Origin of the sequence: Micromonospora cremea, from assembly GCF_900143515.1 — a bacterium.
GTDB classification, from domain to species: domain Bacteria; phylum Actinomycetota; class Actinomycetes; order Mycobacteriales; family Micromonosporaceae; genus Micromonospora; species Micromonospora cremea.
In genome coordinates, this window is the sequence record NZ_FSQT01000002.1 from 370,222 (window position 1) to 387,019 (window position 16,798).

Consider the following 16,798-nt stretch of genomic DNA (forward strand, 5'->3'; position numbering starts at 1 on the left):
ACAATACCCGCGCGGGCGACGACGCCCGCGTCGTGGACTCGAGGGGTGAGCGCATGCAGCGGCCGGACTGGGCACCCGACACCATCGACATCGAGCGCCCGAGCGTCGCGCGGATGTACGACTACTACCTCGGCGGCTCGCACAACTTCGCGGCCGACCGGGCCGCGGCACAGGCGATGGTGGCCGCGGTGCCGGAGGCGCCGCTGATGGCCCAGGCCAACCGGGCGTTCCTGCGCCGGGCGGTGCACCACCTCGCCGAGGCCGGGATCCGGCAGTTCCTGGACATCGGCTCGGGCATTCCGACGGTCGGCAACGTGCATGAGATCGCCCAGCGGCTCGATCCGGAGTCACGGGTGGTCTATGTGGACGTCGACCCGGTGGCCGTGGCGCACAGCCGCGAGATCCTGGCCGGCAACGACCGCGCGGTGGTGGTGCAGGAGGACCTGCGGCGCCCGGAGAAGATCCTGACCCACCCGGACGTGCGCAAACTGCTCGACCTGGACCAGCCGGTGGCCGTGATGATCGTGGCCGTGCTGCACTTCATCTCCGACGACGACCGCCCGGCGGAGCTGCTGCGGACCCTGCGCGACGCGCTGGCCCCGGGCAGCTACCTGGTGCTGTCGCAGGCCAGCGACGACGGGCGCAGCCAGGACGAGCGGGCCGAGGCGGAGCGGGTCTACCGGCGTACCGACAACCCGCTCTGGGTCCGCAGCCGGGCCGAGTTGACCGCGCTCTTCGACGGGTTCGAGCTTCTCGACCCGGGCGTGGTCTGGGTGCCGCAGTGGCGGCCGGACAACCCGGAGAGCGCGGAGGACGCCGAGCGTGCGGTCTTCATGGGCGGCGTCGGGCGCCTCGGTGGCTGAGTCGCCCGGGGCGACCTCCTGCCCGGGCACGTTCGCCAGGGCCTGGGCCAAGGCCGTCTCCGGCACCAGCTATCTGCCGATGACCCAGGCCGAGCTCGAGACCCTGCTGCACCGGCTCACCGGGCAGCTGGCCGGCGCGCTGCTCGCCGAGCCGTTCGACCTCCGGGCCGGTTATCGGGTGGGCACCGAACTGGTCGCCGCGCACATCGCGTCCGCGGAGGGGCTGGGCCGTACCGTCGAGGTCATCCAGCTCCGGCTGGTCCGCGACCTGGGGCTGGTGGCCGAGGACGTCGAGGACCGGATGGCACGGCTGCTGGCCGCCGTGGCGACCGGCTACGCCCGCGCGCTGCGGGACCGGACGCTCGACGAGCAGGAGTCGATCCGCCGGGCCGCCATGATGGCCCGCACGCACGCCGAGCGGGCGCTGCGGGCCAGCGAGGCGCGGTTCCGGCACCAGGCCACCCACGACCCGCTCACCGGCCTGCCCAACCGGACGCTGTTCACCGAGCGGCTCACCGCCGCGCTCAATGAGCCGGGCCGGGGCGCGCGGCGGGTCGGCGTGTGCTTTCTCGACCTGGACCGGTTCAAGGTCGTCAACGACACGCTGGGGCATCAGGTCGGCGACCGGCTGTTGTCCATAGTGGCCGAGCGTTTGTGTCAGACCGCGGGCGAGCACCTGGTGGCCCGACTCGGTGGAGACGAGTTCGTCATCCTGGTAGAGAGCAGCGGCGGCACCGACGACATGGTGGCGGTGGCCGAGGCCGCACTGGCCGCCGTCCGGACACCGGCGCTGGTGGACGGGCACGAGCTTCAGGTCTCGGCGAGCATCGGCATCGTCGAGCGCCAGGTGGCCGGCGCCAACCCCGGTGACCTCATGCGGGCCGCCGACAGCACCCTGCACTGGGCGAAGTCGGCCGGCGGGGCGCGCTGGGCGCTCTACGACGCCGAGCGCAACCGACGCGAGCTGGCCCGGTACGCGCTCTCCGCGGCCATCCCGGCCGCGTTGGAGCGGGGCGAGTTCTACCTCGACTACCAGCCGCTGACCTCGCTTCGCGACGGCCGCCTGATCGGCGTGGAGGCGTTGGTCCGCTGGCGTCACCCGGAGCTGGGTGTGCTGCGGCCGGACAGCTTCATCGGGCTGGCCGAGGAGACCGGGCTGATCGTGCAACTGGGCGGGTGGGTGCTGGCCGAGGCGTGCCGGGAGGCCGAGGCCTGGTCGGCCGGCGGCACGGCCGCGCCGTTCGTGAGCGTCAACCTGGCGGTCCGGCAGGTGCACCGGCCCGGGCTGGTGCAGGAGGTACGCGCCCTGCTGCGGCAGACCGGGCTGCCGCCGGAGCGGCTCCAGCTGGAGATCACCGAGAGCACGATGATGAGCACGGCCAAGGAGCCGGTGCGCGCCCTGCGGGTGCTGGCCGACCTCGGCGTGCGGATCGCCATCGACGATTTCGGCACCGGCTACAGCAACCTGGCGTACCTGCGGGACCTGCCGGTGACCGAGCTGAAGGTGGCCGGGGAGTTCGTGGCCGGGCTGCGGTCGCCGTCGGTGGGGCGCACCGACGAGCGGATCCTCGCCTCGCTGGTCTCGCTGGCGCACGCGCTGGACCTGACGGTGACCGCCGAGGGGGTGGAGACCGCCGGGCAGGCCGAGCGGCTCCGGGCGATCGGCTGTGACGCCGCCCAGGGCTGGCACTTCGGCCGACCGGCCCCCGCCGACCGGATCCTGGCCCGCATCCGCTGACCCACCCTGCTGACCCGGGGCGCGGAACCAGGGCGATGGGTAGACACTGTCTACCCATCATGGTAGACAATGTCTATGAGTACCGAGGCGAGCGTCCGGGCCCGACTGGTGGCCGCCGGGGTGGACCTGGTGCTGCGCGAGGGCCAGTCGGCGGTGTCACTGCGGGAGATCGCCCGCCGGGCCGGGGTGTCGCACGGCGCGCCGCGCCGCTACTTCCCCACCCACGTCGACCTGCTCTCGGCCATCGCCCGGGAGGGCTTCGCCGACCTCGCCGCCCGCGTCGAGCAGACACTGCGCGCCGCCGGCCCCGACCCGCGCGCCCGGCTCATCGCGCTCGGCCGGACGTACCTGGACTTCGCGGCGGCACACCGCGGCATGTTCGAGCTGATGTTCCGGCACGACCTGCTGGCCACCGGCCGGCTACAGCTGCGCGAGACGAGCCTGCCGCTGTTCGCCGTTCTGGCCGACCTGGTTGCTCAGGTACGCCGGCCGACCGACGCACCGGCCCCGGTGCTGGCCGGCGCGCTCTGGGCCAACCTGCACGGCATCGCCCAGCTCTGGGCCTGGGGCAGCCTGCCGCTGGCCACGGGCGCCACCGACGACGACGCTCTGCTGCACGCCGCACTCGACGCCCACCTCGGCCCGGCCCCCGACTGAACCATCCACCCCCGCACCCGGAGGACACGTGCCCCTGCTGTACGACCTCACCAAGCTGACCGTCGGCACCATGCTGCGGCTGGGCTGGCGGCCACGCGTGGAAGGGCTGGAACACCTGCCCCGGCGCGGCGGCGCGATCCTCGCCGGCAACCACCTCTCCGTCGCCGACGAGCTGTTCCTCGTCAACGTGACGCCCCGGCACGTCACCTTCTGGGCCAAGTCCGAGTACTTCAGTGGCCGCGGCCCGGGCGGCTGGCTCAACCGGCGGATCGTCGCCGGCATGGGCGCGATCCGGGTCGAGCGCGCCGGCGGGCGGGCGGCCCTCAGCGCCCTGGACGCCGCCGTGCCGGTGCTGCGCGCCGGCGGCCTGGTCGCCGTCTATCCCGAGGGCACCCGCTCCCCGGACGGGCGGCTCTACCGGGGCCGCGTCGGCATGACCCGGCTGGCCCGCGACGCCGGGGTGCCGATCATCCCGGTCGGCGTGCTCGGCACCGCCGAGGTGCTGCCCGTCGACGCGCGCCTGCCGCGCCGGCACCCGGTCACCCTGCGCTTCGGCCCGCCGATCCCGGTCGCCGGCCGGATCAACGGGCCACGCGACATCCGGACGGTCACCGACGAGGTGATGGCCGCGATCCAGCGGCTCACCGGCCAGGAGTACGTGCCCCGCTACGCCCCGCCCCGGTCGACGCCCAGCTGAGGCACGGGCGGCGGTCAGCCGGCGAGCAGGGCGGCCATCCGCTGCGCCTGCGCCTCCCAGCGCCACTCCCGCTCCACCCACGCCCGACCTGCCGCGCCCAACTGCCGGGCCAGGTCCCGGTCGGCGAGCAGCCGGGCCACCCGGTCGGCGAGCTGGGCGACGTCACGGCCGCGGACCACGTAGCCGGTCTCCCCCTCGCGCACCGCGTCCGGCGCGCCCCCGGAGTCACCGGCCACCACCGGCAGGCCGGTCGCGGACGCCTCCAGGTAGACGATGCCCAGCCCCTCCACGTCCAGCCCGCGGTTGCGGGTGCGGCAGGGCATCGCGTAGACGTCGCCGGCCGCGTAGTGTGCCGGCAGCTCGGCGGCCGGCACCGAACCGGTGAAGACCACGTCCCGTTCCACCCCGGCCTGCCGGGCCAGCTTCTCCAGGGTCGCCCGGTACGGCCCGCCACCGACGATCAGCAGCGCCGCGTCGGGCACCCGGCGGCGGATCTCCGGCAGTGCCCGGATCAGCATGTCCTGCCCCTTGCGCGGCACCAGCCGCGACACACAGACCACCACCGGCCGGTCGGTCAGCCCCAGCCGGGCCCGGACGGGCTCGCCGTCCACCGTCGGGTGGTAGGTGTCCACGTCCACCCCGGGCGCCAGCCGGCGCAGGTCGGTCAGCCCGTCCAGCACACGGGCCAGCCGGACGCGGGTGTACTCGCCGAGGTAGGTGGTCACGTCGACGCCCCGACCGATCCGGCGCAGCGCCGGCCGGGCGGCGGGCAGCGCCGCCCACCCGACCTCGTGGCCGTGGGTCTGCGCCACCACCCGGCGCACCCCGGCCCGCCGCCGCAGGCCGGCGGCGAGCAGCCCGAGCGGGGCCGCCGCGCCGAACCACACCGTGTCGCAGTCGTACGCGCGAGCCAGCCGCGCCGCCCGACGGGCGATCAGCGGGGTGGGCAGCAGCACCCGGGTGCGTTCCCGGATCACCTCGAACGGCTGGTCGGCGTCGAACTTCGCCGCCCCGCGCCAGCTCGACGCGTACACCACCACCGAGCCGGCCGGCTGACGCACCGCGAGGTTGTGCACGAAGGACTGGATCCCGCCCGGGCGGGGCGGGAAGTCGTTGGTGATCAGCAGCGTGCGGCTCATCGGCCGGCCTCCCGGGCGTACGCGCGGGCAGCGGCCATCCGCTCCACGGTGGACGGATGTGAGGCCGAGTAGAGGTACTCCCAGCGCGGCGGGTCGGGGTCGCCGAGGTTGACCGAGCCGAGGCGCCGCTGCATCGACTCGAAGGCGGCCGGGTCACGGGTGAGCGCGAGCGCGTGCGCGTCGGCCCGCGCCTCCACCCGCCGGGACATCAGCGCCTGCACCGGTGCGGCGACCAGCCCGGCCACCGTGACCAGGGCGACCAGCAACGGAAACGCGCGCGGGTGGGCGACCGACTCGACGCCGGCCATCCGCAGCAGCGGCCCCCACGAGCCGAGCAGGTAGAGCGCCACCACCGCGGCGGCGGCGCCGAGCGCCCCGGTCAGCGTGCCGGCCGCGACGTCCCGGTCCTTCGCGTGCCCCAACTCGTGCGCCACCACGGCGGTCACCTCGGCCGGGGTGGCCTCGCGCAGCAGCGTGTCGTAGACCACCACCCGCCGGGTCGGCCCGAGACCGGAGACGTACGCGTTGACCGCCCTGGTGCGCCGGGACGCGTCGGCGACCAGCACGTCGCGGACCGGCACCCCGTCGCGGGCGGCCATGCTCATCAGCTCGGTGCGCAGCGGGCCCTGCTCCATCGGGGTGAACCGGTTGAACACCGGCTCCACCAGCACCGGCAGCACGAACGACAGCAGCACCACCAGCAGGGCCGCGCCGGCCGCGCCGAGCGCCCACCACCAGCGCGGGGCGAGCCGGATGACCGCGTAGAACCCGAACAGCGCCACCGCGCCGATCACCGCGCTGACCGCGTACGACTTGAGCAGGTCGACCGCCCAGCCGCTCCAGCCGTTGGTGCTCAGGCCGTAGCGGGTGAGCACGCTCTGCCGCCAGGCGGCGAACGGGAGGGTGAGCAGGTCGGCGACGAGCACGACGGCCAGCCCGCCGAGCACCGCCTGCGCGGCCCAGTGCCCTCCGAACGGCCGGCCCACCAGCTCGATCAGGCGGCTGCCCAGCGGGGTCAGCCCCAGCGCGAGGGCGACCAGCAGCCCGACGGCGAGCGCGGCGTAACCGCCGGGGCGCAGCGCGGCGCGGAACTCCCGCCCGCGGGCCACCTGCTCGGCGGGCAGGTCGCGCAGCGCGGCGAGCTGGTCGGCCCGGGGCGCCGGCGGCCGGTGCCACGGGATCAGCAGCGCGGCGGTCACCACCAGCGCGACGGTCAACCCGGCCAGGGTCAGCAGCGCCCAGCCGCGCGGGGTCACCGGGACACCGCCGTGCTGGCCGCGCGGCGGGCTCTCCCGCCGCCGGCGGGCCCGCCGTCGTCGCGTCGTACCCCGCTCATCTGGCCGCTCCTCCCGCCGTGAGCGCCCATCCTATGGCCCACGCGGGCCCGCTCCCCGGCGCGGTGTCGTGCCGTGCTCAGGCGACCCGGCGGGCGGCGCGGCGGCGGGCGACACCTCGACGCGCGGGCGCGGCCAGCACCTCCACGTCGAAGCCGGCCCGGGCGAACACCTCGATCGTCTGGACCTCGGCGGCGGCCAGCCCGGCCGCCGGGGACGCCTCGTCGAACAGGGCGGTCACCAGGCAGCCGGAACAGCCGTCGCCCCGCTTCGCGCACCCGTCGCAGTCGATGAGCATCACGCCTGCTTCCTAGTTAATGCTCATTGCTGAGCAGGTTGGATGATTCGCTCTCCGCCCGGGCGGGCCGGGATGGAGTCCGGGAGCGGCAGTCTGCTCCGGTGGCGATCGGCCCGCGCCTGCACTATCTGCCTCACCACACGATGCGGGGTATGCAGGGTGATGTCGGGGTCACCATGTCGTCGCAGGACGTTGATCGCGGCGTTCACGTCGGCCTGCCACACCACCCCGCACAGGGTGCAGTGAAGCCGGTCCCCGGCGCGGCGGCCGAAGCAGCCGCAGCGGTGACAGACTTGTGAGGTGTAGGCGGCGTTGACGTGCACGAGCGCAGAACCTCTGCGCTCCGACACGTTCTTCAGCGCCTCCGCGGTGACTCCCTTGGTCCACGCGGCGAGACGCCGGTTGGTGTTCTTGCCCAGCGGTTTGCGCCCGGTGAACGTTTTGGTCAGGTCTTCGGCCACCACGACGGCGGCCTTGTTCACCACCTGGTGCACGGCGGTGAAGATCTCCGTGCGCACGCGCGCCTGATGACGGGCAGCCTGCCGGTCACGCTTGATCGTGCCGAGATTGTTCCTGGCGATCCGCTCGGCCTTCGCCCGGTCGCCGCGCCGGGCGGCATTGTTGGCGACCGAACGCACCTTCGCCCGACGGCGGTTGCGCTCCTTGATCCGATCAGCCTCGGCAGTCAACAGGTCACCCAGGTGACCGCCGTGGTGGTTGCCGTCGGAATCGGTCAGCGCCTCGGTGTAACCCTTGTCCACCCCGAGTGTCGCGGTGCCACACGGCCGCTGTGAGGTTTTCATGGTGGCGGCGTCGATCTGGTAGTGGATCTCTACGCGGTCGCCGCGCAGGATCAGCCGCAGCGTGCCCGTCGGGGCGACAGCGGTGTTCAACGGGATGCGGACCATCTGGCGCCGCACCAGGCCGGGTACGGCCAGCCACAACCGCCCGCCCTCGTCAGCCCGGGTGTGATGCTGGTCCGCGCGCACCACGATCTGATTGTGGGTGCGGTTGTGCCCGCGCCGCCAGAGTGAGCGCATCTGCCGCGACAGGTACGGGTCGTTGGCCCACCGGTCAACCTTCAGCAGACCGAACAATCGTTTCAGCTCTGCCTGATCGCTGGTGCGGCGCCGGATGGCCCGGCGCACCTGCACCTTCGCCGACTCGCGGGTCGCGGCGATGTCGGCCATCGCGTCGCGAACGGTCTCCTTCCAGGCGTTGGCCAACACCCCGAACTGGTGGTGGGTGCCGTTGGCCAGCCACCGGTCGCGGACCTGGCGGTCGGTGAGTCCAACTCCGCTGACCGACCCGTAGCGCTGCCACACCTCGGAGCGCACCCGCCCCAGCCGCCGGGCCTGCTCCATGAGCGCACGGTGCTTACCGGCGTTGAGGCGGTGCGAGTAGGCGATCCGCGTCGTCGTCACGCCGACCCCTCAGTCAAGTCCGCCGCCTTGAGCTGCTTCTCGTAGCTGCGCAGCCCATACAGGCGGCCGGAGAAGGTGTCCACGACAGCCAGCAGGTCCTGCACCATCTCCTCCCGCGGCGACCAGGACTCCTGACTGGCGACAATAATGGCGCAGCCAGCGACCCGGGCCTCGTGGGCGAGGTAGTCGAAGCCGAAGCGAGCCAGCCGGTCCTGGTGGGCGATCACACATCGACGCTAGACACCGGGTACGACAGAAACCCAGACAACCGCCCCGACCGGCCGAGATCGACTCCAGGTCAGCGATATCGGGGTATCCCGACCGGCCGGACACAGCGACATCGCCGACCTCGTGTCGATCACACGAAGGAGAGCGCTGCTCACTTGGCAACCGGCCAGACCCGCGCTTTGGCGCGGCCGAGCCAGCGATCAACCGCGTCCCAGCGGGCCACACCCGCGCCGAACAGCCGAGCCGTTCAAGTGTCCGAGTCAGCTGATCTGGATCGGGGAACGTCTTCACGATCCAATGCGGCGGGCCCCACTCCCTGATCGACACCGTTTCGGCGATGTCGCAGTGTCCCGGGCGAGGATGGCCCGGTGTCAGCGATCTGGAGTCGATCATGCTTTAGCGCCCGGCGCGGGACGGCCAGACACGGTCAGGAGCGGGCGAGGCGCCGCAGCAGCGAGTCGGCGCCCAGCGGGTAGGCGCCGTGCCGGCGGACCCCGTCGGCGACCTCGCGGTCGGAGGAGACCACCACCACTGGGCGGCCCGCCGGCTCGGCCCGGACCAGCCGCCGGATCAGCTCGTCCGCGGTCTCGCCCTTGCGGGAGAAGAGCACCCGTACGCCACGCGGCGCCGGCGGCAGCCCGTGCATCCGCTCGGCGCCGTCGAAGACCACGGTGACCTCGTCGCCGGTCTGCGCGGCGATCCCGCCCAGGCCGGTGATCAGGCGCTTGCGCTGCTGCTCCAGCGACATCTCGCCGAAGCCGCGTTTGGTGACGTTGTAGCCGTCCACCACGAGGTGCGCCCGGGGCAGCGCGAGCAGTTGGTCCAGCCGGGCCGGGTCGTCGGTGTCCCGGGCGCGCGCGGCCGGGCCGGCCGGGGTGGTGCCCGGCTGGTCGGCGAACGCGTCGGCGACGAAGTCGGCGGGGAGCTTGTCCACCGGGTCCAGTGCCAGCTCCCGGCGCAGCCCGACGGCGGCCTGGCCGATGGTCTCCAGCAGCAGCCAGAGCCGGGCGTCGTCGACCGAGCGGGCCTCCTTGGCGCTGGCCCGCGCCACCCCGGCGGCTGCCTCCGCCTCGGCCAGCCGGGCGCGGGCCCGGCGCAGCTCGGCGTCCACGTCGGCGCTGGCGCGCGCGGCCCGGCCGCGCTCGGTGGCCAGCAGTTCGGTGGCCTTGCGCTCGCGGGCCTGGGTCTCCCGCAGTGTGCGGGACAGTTGGCGGGACTCCTCACGGAGCTGGCCCAGCTCCTCCCGGACCCGGGCAAGCTCGTCGCGGAGCTTCTCCGCCTCCACCCGGGCCACCGCCCGGTCGTGCTCGGCCCGGGTGGCCCGCTGCTCGGCCTCACGGACCAGTTCGGCGACGACGGCGCTGTCCGCCTCGGCGCGGACCGCCGCGCCGCTGGCGTCGATCAGCTCCCGCCAGCCGCGCGGCCGGGCCAGGTAGGCCAGCGCGGCCACCTCGACCGGGTCGGCGGCAGCCGGAGCGGTGCCCTCGACCACGGCAGCGCCGAGGTCACCGGCGTCGGCCAGCACCCGGGCGGTGACCCGCTGCCGGAACAGCGGGTCGGCGGTGAGCTGGGCGGCGATGGCCGGCGCGCCGAGCCGGGCCCGACGGTTCGGGGCGAACTTGGCCACCCGGCGCAACGGCACCGGCACCTCGTCGCCCGGGAGGGTGGGCAGCACCGCGGCGGTCAGCGCCACGATCCGCTGGCGGACCGGCTCGGGCAGGGTGGGTTCCGGCTCGATCGCCGGCCCGTCACCCGGTGTCGCCGGGCTGGGTGCGCCGGATGTCCGCGTGACTACGTTGTCGTCCGGGTCGCCCACGGCACCGTCGCGCGCGACCGGATCCTCCTGCGGGAGGTGGTCGTCGTACGGCTCGGTGAGGGGCATGTGGCAAGTCTCCCACCGCGACCGGGCCCACCGCCCGGTGAGTGAGCCGATCTCTCATCCTAGCCCCATGCTGACTGGTGGGGCCGCTGTGACGGGAGTGTCGGACCGGCGCGCTAGCGTGCCGCCGATGGCACAGGCGGAGTACGTCCAGGAGTCGCTGGCCGGTCTCGACGCGGCGGTAGGTGGGGTGGACCCGGCGCTGCCGCTCTACGCGACCACTTTCGTGGTGGTCGACCTGGAGACCACCGGCGGCGCGCCGGACGGCGGCGGCATCACCGAGATCGGCGCGGTGAAGGTGCGCGGTGGTGAGCAGCTCGGCGTGCTGGCCACCCTGGTCAACCCGGGGCAGCCGATCCCGCCGTTCATCACCGTGCTGACCGGGATCACCCAGGCCATGCTGGTGCCGGCGCCGCCGATCGAGCAGGTGCTGCCGAGCTTTCTGGAGTTCATCGCCGACGCGGTCCTGGTGGCCCACAACGCCCCCTACGACGTGGGCTTCCTCAAGGCCGCCTGCGCGAAGCACGGCTACCGCTGGCCCAACCCCCGCGTGTTGGACACGGCGGCGCTGGCCCGCCGGGTGCTGACCCGCGACGAGGTGCCCAATCGCAAGCTGGGCACCCTGGCTGCCTACTTCCGCACCGCCACCCAGCCCACCCACCGGGCGCTGGACGACGCAAAGGCCACCGTCGACGTGCTGCACGGGCTGATCGCCCGACTCGGCGGGCACCGGGTCGACACGGTCGGCGACGCCATCGAGTTCGCCCGGGCGGTCACCCCGACGCAGCGCCGCAAGCGACACCTGGCCGAGGGGCTGCCCAAGGTGCCGGGCGTCTACATCTTCCGGGCCGCCGACGACCGGCCGCTCTACGTCGGCACCTCCGGCGACATCGCCACCCGGGTGCGCAGCTACTTCACGGCCGGCGAGAAGCGGGCCCGGATCTCCGAGATGCTGGCCGCGGCCGAGCGGGTCGAGGCGCTGGAGTGCGCGCACTCGCTGGAGGCGGAGGTCCGCGAGCTGCGGTTGATCGCCGCGCACGCCCCGCCGTACAACCGGCGGTCCAAATACCCAGAGCGGATGGTCTGGCTCAAGCTGACCGACGGGCCGTACCCCCGGCTGTCGGTGGTCCGCGACCTCTCCCCCACCGACACCGCGTACCTCGGCCCGTTCACCTCCCGGCGGGCCGCGGAGCTGGCCGCCGCCGGCTTCCACGACGCCGTGCCGCTGCGCCAGTGCACGCACCGGCTCTCGCTGCGGACCGTCACGCCGGCCTGCGCGCTGGCCGAGCTGGGTCGCTGCCCGGCACCCTGCGAGCACAAGATCACCCCCGAGGAGTACGACCACCGCGCCGCGGCGCCGTTCCGCACCGCCACCGCCAGCGACCCACAGCCGGTGGTGGACGCGCTGCTGGCCCGGATCGACGTGCTCTCCCGCGACCAGCGCTACGAGGAGGCCGCGGTGGTGCGGTCCCGGTTGGCGGCGGTGCTGCGCGCCACCGTGCGGATGCAGCGGCTGGCCGCCCTGACCGGGATCGTCGAGCTGGCCGCGGCCCGGCCGGCCGCCCGGGGCGGCTGGGAGCTGGCCCTGGTCCGGCACGGGCGGTTGGCGGGCGCGGGCGTGTCCCCGCCCGGCGTCCACCCGCGACCCACGCTGAACGCCATCCGGATCACCGCCGAGACGGTGTCGGGTGGGCACGGCCCGGTGCCGGCGGCCACCGCGGAGGAGTCCGAGCGCATCCTGTCCTGGTTGGAGCGACCGGAGACCCGGCTGGTGGAGATGTCCTCCGGTTGGTCCTCACCGGCGGGTGGCGCGGGGCGGTTCCGGGACCTGCTGGCCAAGGCCGAGAGCGGAGCGTCCCACCAACTCTCGACCGAACGCTCATGACCAAGTGACCGATCGGACTACGTCGACTCGCTTAGGCTGTTAGAGAAGTGCAGTCCTGCCCGATTCGTGGGCCTGCTCCCGGTCGCCGGGTTTCGGCGGCCGCGGGGCCGGGGTGAGGAGGTGTCCCTCGTGGACGTCGACGCCGGACACGGCGCCGCCCTGGGGGGCGCCCTGCCGACCCAGTCGGGTGAGCTGCCGCTGGCCCGCCGGCTGCGGTCGTTGCTCACCTGGCCGACCACCGACTCCGACCCGGTCACCCAGCTGGTCCGGACCCACCGCGGCATCCACGCCGGCACCGACCCGGCGGTGCTGCGCCGGGCGTACACCATCGCGGAGAACATGCACCGCGGGCAGTTCCGCAAGAGCGGGGAGCCGTACATCACCCACCCCCTCGCGGTGGCGCAGATCTGCGCCGAGCTGGGGATGGACACCACCACCCTGGTGGCGGCGCTGCTGCACGACACGGTGGAGGACACCCGCTACACGCTCCAGGCGCTGTCGGAGGACTTCGGCGGCGAGGTGGCCCACCTGGTCGACGGGGTGACCAAGTTCGACAAGGCGTTCTACGGCAAGGCCGCCGAGGCGGAGACGATCCGCAAGATGATCGTCGCGGCCGCCAAGGACGTCCGGGTGCTGATCATCAAGCTGGCCGACCGGCTGCACAACATGCGCACCCTCGGTGTGCGCTCGGCGGCCTCGCGGGAACGGATCGCCCGCAAGACCCAGGAGGTGCTGGTCCCGCTCTGCGACCGGCTCGGCATCCAGACTCTCAAGCGAGAACTGGACGACGTGGTGCTGCTGCACCTGGAGCCCGACGAGCACGCCCGGCTGGCCCGGCACGTGCACGACCGGCCGGGCTGGGACGCGTACCTCGACTCGGTGGTCACCCGGGCCCGGGCGGCGCTGCGCCGCAGCCGGGTGGACGCCGAGGTGAGCCCCCGGCCCCGGCACCTCTACTCGATCTGGAAGGACACCATCGCCGGCGGCCACACCGCGCCGTACGACCTGCCGCGTATCGCGGTCGTGGTCGACGGCCCGGCCACCGACTGCTACGCCGCACTGGGTGCGATCCACGGCACATGGCGACCGGTCCCGGGCCGGTTCAAGGACTTCATCGCCTCGCCGAAGAACAACCTCTACCGCTCGCTGCACACCAGCGTCTGCGGCCCGCAGGACCGCACCGTCGAGGTGCTGATCCGCACCGAGGAGATGCACCGCTCGGCCGAGTACGGCATCGCCGCGGACTTCCGCTTCCCGCGCTCGGGCAGCAGCAGCGCGGCGGCCCGTGCCGAGCAGTTGGACTGGCTGCGCCGGGTCCTCGACTGGGAGCCGGACGCCGCCGACCCGGCGCAGTTCCTCGAGTCGCTGCGCTGTGACCTCGCCGAGGGGCAGATCCAGGTCTTCGCCGACGGGCGGCAGGTCGTGCTGCCGGCCGGCGCCACGCCGGTCGACCTCGCGTACGAGCTGGGCAGCGAGCGGGGTGACCACTGCCTCGCCGCCCGGATCAACGGCCGGCTGGCGCCGTTGAGCTCCGAGCTGGACGAGGGCGACGTGGTGGAGATCTTCACCGAGGATGACGGGGACAACGGCTTCGAGGCTGGTGAGGCGCCGCGCGGCCCGCGCCGGGAGTGGCTCGACTTCGTCAAGTCACCGCACGCGCAGATGCAGATCAACCGGTGGTTCGCCGAGCACACCGAGCCGGGCATCACGATCAGCGACAAAGTCCGTCTCGGCCGGGCGACCATCGGGCTCGCCCTGCGCCAGCACAACCGCGGCCTCGCCAGCGACCTGCCACTGCTGCGCCTCTCCGAGGAGCTGGGCTATCCCGACCTGGAGACCCTGCTGGTCGCGGTCTTCGACCGCGTGATCGAACCGGACACGGTGGTACGCCAGCTCATCGATCTGGTCGACCATCGACAGTGACCGGCCGGGCCCCAGCGCGTCCGAAGGACATTCGTGACCACTAGCCTGGGGTCATGATCCCCCGCTCCCGCGCCACCGGTCGGGCCGTCTTCTACCAGGCCTTCTACCGGCTGCCGCTGCCGGTGCGCCGTCGCCTGGTCCGGCTGGCCGTGCCCAAGTACATCGTCGGCGCGGTCACCCTGGTCCGCGACGCCGAGGCGACGGGTGCGGGCCGGTTGCTGCTGCTGCGCCAGCCGCCCGGCAAGGGCTGGTCGCTCCCCGCCGGCCTGCTGGATCGGGGCGAGGCCCCGGTGGTGGGCGCGGCTCGCGAGCTGTTCGAGGAGTCCGGCATCCGGCTCCCCCCGTCCCGACTGCGTCCCGCGGTGCCGAACGCGATCGTGCACGCCAAGGGTTGGGTGGACATGGTCTTCGAGGCGGAGGTGCCGGCCTCCGACACCGAGCTGGCGGTTGACGGCGCGGAGGTCTTCGAGGCCGCCTGGCACCCGCTGGACGACCTGCCCAGGCTGACCTGGCCGACCGCCCGGCTGCTCGCCTACTACGACATCGGGCCGCTGGCCGGGCAGTTTCCGCCACCGGTGCCCGACACCACGCCGTGACCGGGGCGGCCGGCGTGCCGGCGACCGACGGACAGTCGGGCGAGCGACGCGCGGAGGTCTGCGCGGTGGTGCTCGCCGCGGGCGAGGGCACCCGGCTGCGCCCGCTCACCGAACGGGTGCCCAAAGCGCTCTGCCCGGTGGGCAACGTGCCACTGCTGGACCGGGCGCTGGCCCGGCTGGCGGGGCTCGGCCTGACCGGTCCCGGACGGGTCGCGGTGAACGCCTGCTACCTCGCCGACCAGGTGGTCACGCACGTCGGTGACCGCGCCCACCTGTCGGTGGAGCCCGGCGACCCGCTCGGCACCGCCGGCGGGGTGGCCAATCTGCGGGACTGGATCGACGGGCGGCCGGTGCTGGTCGGCAACGCCGACGCGTACCTAGCCGACGCGGCGGCTCCGCCGGGCCCGGACGTGGCCGCACTGCTGGACGGCTGGGACGGGCACCGGGTACGCCTGCTCGGTCAGCCCGCCGCGGACCCGGCGGCGCCGGGCACCTTCGCCGGGCACTGCTTCACCGGCTTCTCGCTGCTGCCCTGGCGGCTGGTCCGCGACCTGCCGGTGATCTTCTCCGACCTGGTGCACGCGGTGTGGCGGCCGGCCGAGGCGGCCGGCGCGCTGGAGGTGATCGCCTACCCGGGCACCTTCTACGACACCGGCACCCCGGCCGACTACCTGGCGGCCAACCTGCACGCCGCCGCCGGCGGCGCCCTGATCGACCCGTCCGCCACGGTGGCCGGTCGCTGCGTGGAGTCGGTGGTCGGCGCCGGTGCGCGGGTGTACGGCGACGTGTGGCGCACGGTGGTCTGGCCGGGCGCGACGGTGCGCGACGGGGAGCGGCTGCACGACGCCATCCGCGCCGGGGACGGCCGCACCGTGCCGGCCATCGCGCGTGGCTGAGCCGCGACGCCTCCCGCCTCCGGGCCCGGGCGGAAACATCTAGCATGGGCCACGACGCCGACGAACGGAGAAATGTCCCGTGATCACCGCGATCGTGCTGATCGACTGCGCCACCGATGCGATCCCCGAGGTGGCGGAGAATCTGGCCAACCTCCCCGGCGTCAGCGAGGTCTACTCGGTGGCCGGGCACGTCGACCTCATCGCCATCGTCCGGGTCCGCGAGTTCGACCAGATCGCCCAGGTCATCGCGGGCAGCATCTCCAAGGTGCCGGGTGTGCTGAACACCGAGTCGCACATCGCGTTCCGGGCGTACTCCCAGCACGACCTGGAGGAGGCGTTCGCGATCGGTCTGGCCAGCGCGGACTGACGCACGGGCGCCGGACGCACGGCGGCCGGCCCACCGCGCGGGTGGGCCGGCCGTCTGCTGCCGTTTCGTCAGCTCTCGTTGGGAGCCGGCGTCTCGGTGGTGCCGCCGCCCGGAGGCGGCGACTCGGTGGTGCCGCCCGGAGCCGGGGACTCGGTGCCAGTGCCGCCCGGAGCTGGCGACTCAGTGCCAGTGCCACCCGGGCTGGGCGTACCGCTGGCGGTCGTCTGCGGGACCGGGATGCCCAGCTGGTTGGCGAGCTGGACCAGCTCGTCGTAGTGCGTCTGCAGGATCGGCAGGGCGGTCTGGGCCAACTGGACCACCGACTGCTCGGAGCCCTGCGAGATCTCCGTCTGGGTGGCCTGGATGGCCTGGACGTGGCCGTCCAGCTCGCTGGTCACCCACAGCCGGTCGAACTCCGCGCCGCTGGCGTTGTTCAGCTGGTCGATGACGGCCTGCTCATCGGCGCTGGGCTCGTTCGGCAGCTCCACCCCGAGCTGCGATGCGGTCTGCTGCACCGTCTGGTCCAGCTGGGTGTGATCGGTCTTCAACATCGCGCCCAGGTCCTTGACCCCCTGGTTCTGGCCCTTCTGCTGGGCCAGGTCACCGGCGGTGATCTCGAACAGGTTGACCTGGTGCACCGCCTGCAGATACTGGGTGTCCTGCGTTGACGGCTGTGCCGCGGCCTGCGCGGCCGCTGCCGGCGCGACGCCGACCAGTACCAGCGCGGCCAACAGGCCGAGGCGTTTGATACCCAACATGCTTCCCCCCCTTGAGACGTTGGACCGCACGGATACCCGGCTCACCGGGGTTATTCCTGCGATCGCCCGTCGCGCGGGGTCTACCGGTCGCGCCATGGCCGTCCCACTCCTGGTCG

16 protein-coding genes are annotated in these 16,798 nt (G+C 73.6%); 9 read left to right on the top strand and 7 right to left on the bottom strand.

Annotated features, from left to right (window positions below):
• The first annotated feature begins 53 nt into the window (after nucleotides 1-53).
• From BUS84_RS15015 to BUS84_RS15030, 4 genes are all read left to right on the top strand, one after another.
• Nucleotides 54-863 carry an SAM-dependent methyltransferase gene (locus BUS84_RS15015; RefSeq protein WP_074313140.1) on the top strand — a complete coding sequence of 270 codons (810 nt, stop codon included), beginning with the start codon at nucleotides 54-56 and terminating at the stop codon, nucleotides 861-863.
• Between the two features lie 79 nt (nucleotides 864-942).
• Entirely contained in the window at nucleotides 943-2,601 is a 1,659-nt protein-coding gene (locus BUS84_RS15020) for a putative bifunctional diguanylate cyclase/phosphodiesterase (protein ID WP_244298858.1), read from the top strand.
• Between the two features lie 69 nt (nucleotides 2,602-2,670).
• Nucleotides 2,671-3,258 (top strand): TetR/AcrR family transcriptional regulator, encoded by a 588-nt coding sequence (locus BUS84_RS15025; RefSeq protein WP_143728428.1) that lies wholly within the window; start codon nucleotides 2,671-2,673, stop codon nucleotides 3,256-3,258.
• Nucleotides 3,259-3,286: 28 nt separating this feature from the next.
• Nucleotides 3,287-3,955: a lysophospholipid acyltransferase family protein gene (locus BUS84_RS15030; protein ID WP_074313146.1), complete on the top strand. Its 669-nt coding sequence runs from the start codon at nucleotides 3,287-3,289 to the stop codon at nucleotides 3,953-3,955.
• Nucleotides 3,956-3,969: 14 nt separating this feature from the next.
• On the opposite strand, the gene BUS84_RS15035 is transcribed toward BUS84_RS15030, so the two are convergent.
• The 6 genes from BUS84_RS15035 to BUS84_RS15060 form a co-directional block, all read right to left on the bottom strand.
• Complete coding sequence (locus BUS84_RS15035; protein ID WP_074313148.1) at nucleotides 3,970-5,094, bottom strand: glycosyltransferase family 4 protein; 1,125 nt, start codon at nucleotides 5,092-5,094, stop codon at nucleotides 3,970-3,972.
• On the bottom strand, nucleotides 5,091-6,350 hold the full coding sequence (locus BUS84_RS15040) for a M48 family metallopeptidase (protein ID WP_074313150.1): 1,260 nt from the start codon (nucleotides 6,348-6,350) through the stop codon (nucleotides 5,091-5,093). Before BUS84_RS15040 ends, BUS84_RS15035 begins: the two co-directional genes overlap by 4 nt.
• Before the next feature lie 157 nt (nucleotides 6,351-6,507).
• Nucleotides 6,508-6,726 (bottom strand): hypothetical protein, encoded by a 219-nt coding sequence (locus BUS84_RS15045; protein ID WP_074313152.1) that lies wholly within the window; start codon nucleotides 6,724-6,726, stop codon nucleotides 6,508-6,510.
• Nucleotides 6,727-6,749: 23 nt separating this feature from the next.
• Nucleotides 6,750-7,955, bottom strand: coding sequence for an RNA-guided endonuclease TnpB family protein (locus BUS84_RS15050; protein ID WP_208869676.1), 1,206 nt, complete (start codon nucleotides 7,953-7,955; stop codon nucleotides 6,750-6,752).
• A gap of 191 nt (nucleotides 7,956-8,146) precedes the next feature.
• Nucleotides 8,147-8,377, bottom strand: a complete 231-nt coding sequence (locus tag BUS84_RS15055) for a recombinase family protein (protein WP_074313154.1) — start codon at nucleotides 8,375-8,377, stop codon at nucleotides 8,147-8,149.
• A gap of 428 nt (nucleotides 8,378-8,805) precedes the next feature.
• Complete coding sequence (locus tag BUS84_RS15060) at nucleotides 8,806-10,260, bottom strand: NYN domain-containing protein (protein ID WP_074313156.1); 1,455 nt, start codon at nucleotides 10,258-10,260, stop codon at nucleotides 8,806-8,808.
• A gap of 127 nt (nucleotides 10,261-10,387) precedes the next feature.
• On the opposite strand from BUS84_RS15060, the gene BUS84_RS15065 reads away from it, so the two are divergent.
• From BUS84_RS15065 to BUS84_RS15085, 5 genes are all read left to right on the top strand, one after another.
• The gene (locus BUS84_RS15065) at nucleotides 10,388-12,142 is read left to right on the top strand and encodes a DEDD exonuclease domain-containing protein (RefSeq protein ID WP_074313158.1); all 1,755 of its coding nucleotides are present in this window, start codon (nucleotides 10,388-10,390) and stop codon (nucleotides 12,140-12,142) included.
• Between the two features lie 129 nt (nucleotides 12,143-12,271).
• On the top strand, nucleotides 12,272-14,065 hold the full coding sequence (locus tag BUS84_RS15070) for a RelA/SpoT family protein (RefSeq protein WP_074318813.1): 1,794 nt from the start codon (nucleotides 12,272-12,274) through the stop codon (nucleotides 14,063-14,065).
• Between the two features lie 53 nt (nucleotides 14,066-14,118).
• Complete coding sequence (locus BUS84_RS15075) at nucleotides 14,119-14,661, top strand: NUDIX hydrolase (protein ID WP_074313160.1); 543 nt, start codon at nucleotides 14,119-14,121, stop codon at nucleotides 14,659-14,661.
• The gene (locus BUS84_RS15080) at nucleotides 14,658-15,557 is read left to right on the top strand and encodes a nucleotidyltransferase family protein (protein ID WP_244298582.1); all 900 of its coding nucleotides are present in this window, start codon (nucleotides 14,658-14,660) and stop codon (nucleotides 15,555-15,557) included. Before BUS84_RS15075 ends, BUS84_RS15080 begins: the two co-directional genes overlap by 4 nt.
• A 79-nt stretch (nucleotides 15,558-15,636) precedes the next feature.
• Nucleotides 15,637-15,924 carry an Lrp/AsnC family transcriptional regulator gene (locus tag BUS84_RS15085; RefSeq protein ID WP_074313163.1) on the top strand — a complete coding sequence of 96 codons (288 nt, stop codon included), beginning with the start codon at nucleotides 15,637-15,639 and terminating at the stop codon, nucleotides 15,922-15,924.
• A gap of 68 nt (nucleotides 15,925-15,992) precedes the next feature.
• Here BUS84_RS15085 and BUS84_RS15090 read toward each other — a convergent pair whose 3' ends face one another.
• A complete protein-coding gene (locus tag BUS84_RS15090; protein WP_074313165.1) occupies nucleotides 15,993-16,682 on the bottom strand; it encodes a DUF4142 domain-containing protein in 690 nt (229 codons plus the stop codon).
• Nucleotides 16,683-16,798: the final 116 nt, after the last annotated feature.

Excerpts from the sequence above, each read along its gene's own strand:
- BUS84_RS15015 (WP_074313140.1), top strand. The coding sequence starts at position 54 with ATGCAGCGGCCGGACTGGGCACCCGACACCATCGACATCGAGCGCCCG.
- BUS84_RS15065 (WP_074313158.1), top strand. The coding sequence starts at position 10,388 with ATGGCACAGGCGGAGTACGTCCAGGAGTCGCTGGCCGGTCTCGACGCG.
- BUS84_RS15075 (WP_074313160.1), top strand. The coding sequence starts at position 14,119 with ATGATCCCCCGCTCCCGCGCCACCGGTCGGGCCGTCTTCTACCAGGCC.
- BUS84_RS15090 (WP_074313165.1), bottom strand. The coding sequence starts at position 16,682 with ATGTTGGGTATCAAACGCCTCGGCCTGTTGGCCGCGCTGGTACTGGTC.
- BUS84_RS15025 (WP_143728428.1), top strand. The coding sequence starts at position 2,671 with ATGTCTATGAGTACCGAGGCGAGCGTCCGGGCCCGACTGGTGGCCGCC.
- BUS84_RS15020 (WP_244298858.1), top strand. The coding sequence starts at position 943 with ATGACCCAGGCCGAGCTCGAGACCCTGCTGCACCGGCTCACCGGGCAG.
- BUS84_RS15045 (WP_074313152.1), bottom strand. The coding sequence starts at position 6,726 with ATGCTCATCGACTGCGACGGGTGCGCGAAGCGGGGCGACGGCTGTTCC.
- BUS84_RS15060 (WP_074313156.1), bottom strand. The coding sequence starts at position 10,260 with ATGCCCCTCACCGAGCCGTACGACGACCACCTCCCGCAGGAGGATCCG.
- BUS84_RS15035 (WP_074313148.1), bottom strand. The coding sequence starts at position 5,094 with ATGAGCCGCACGCTGCTGATCACCAACGACTTCCCGCCCCGCCCGGGC.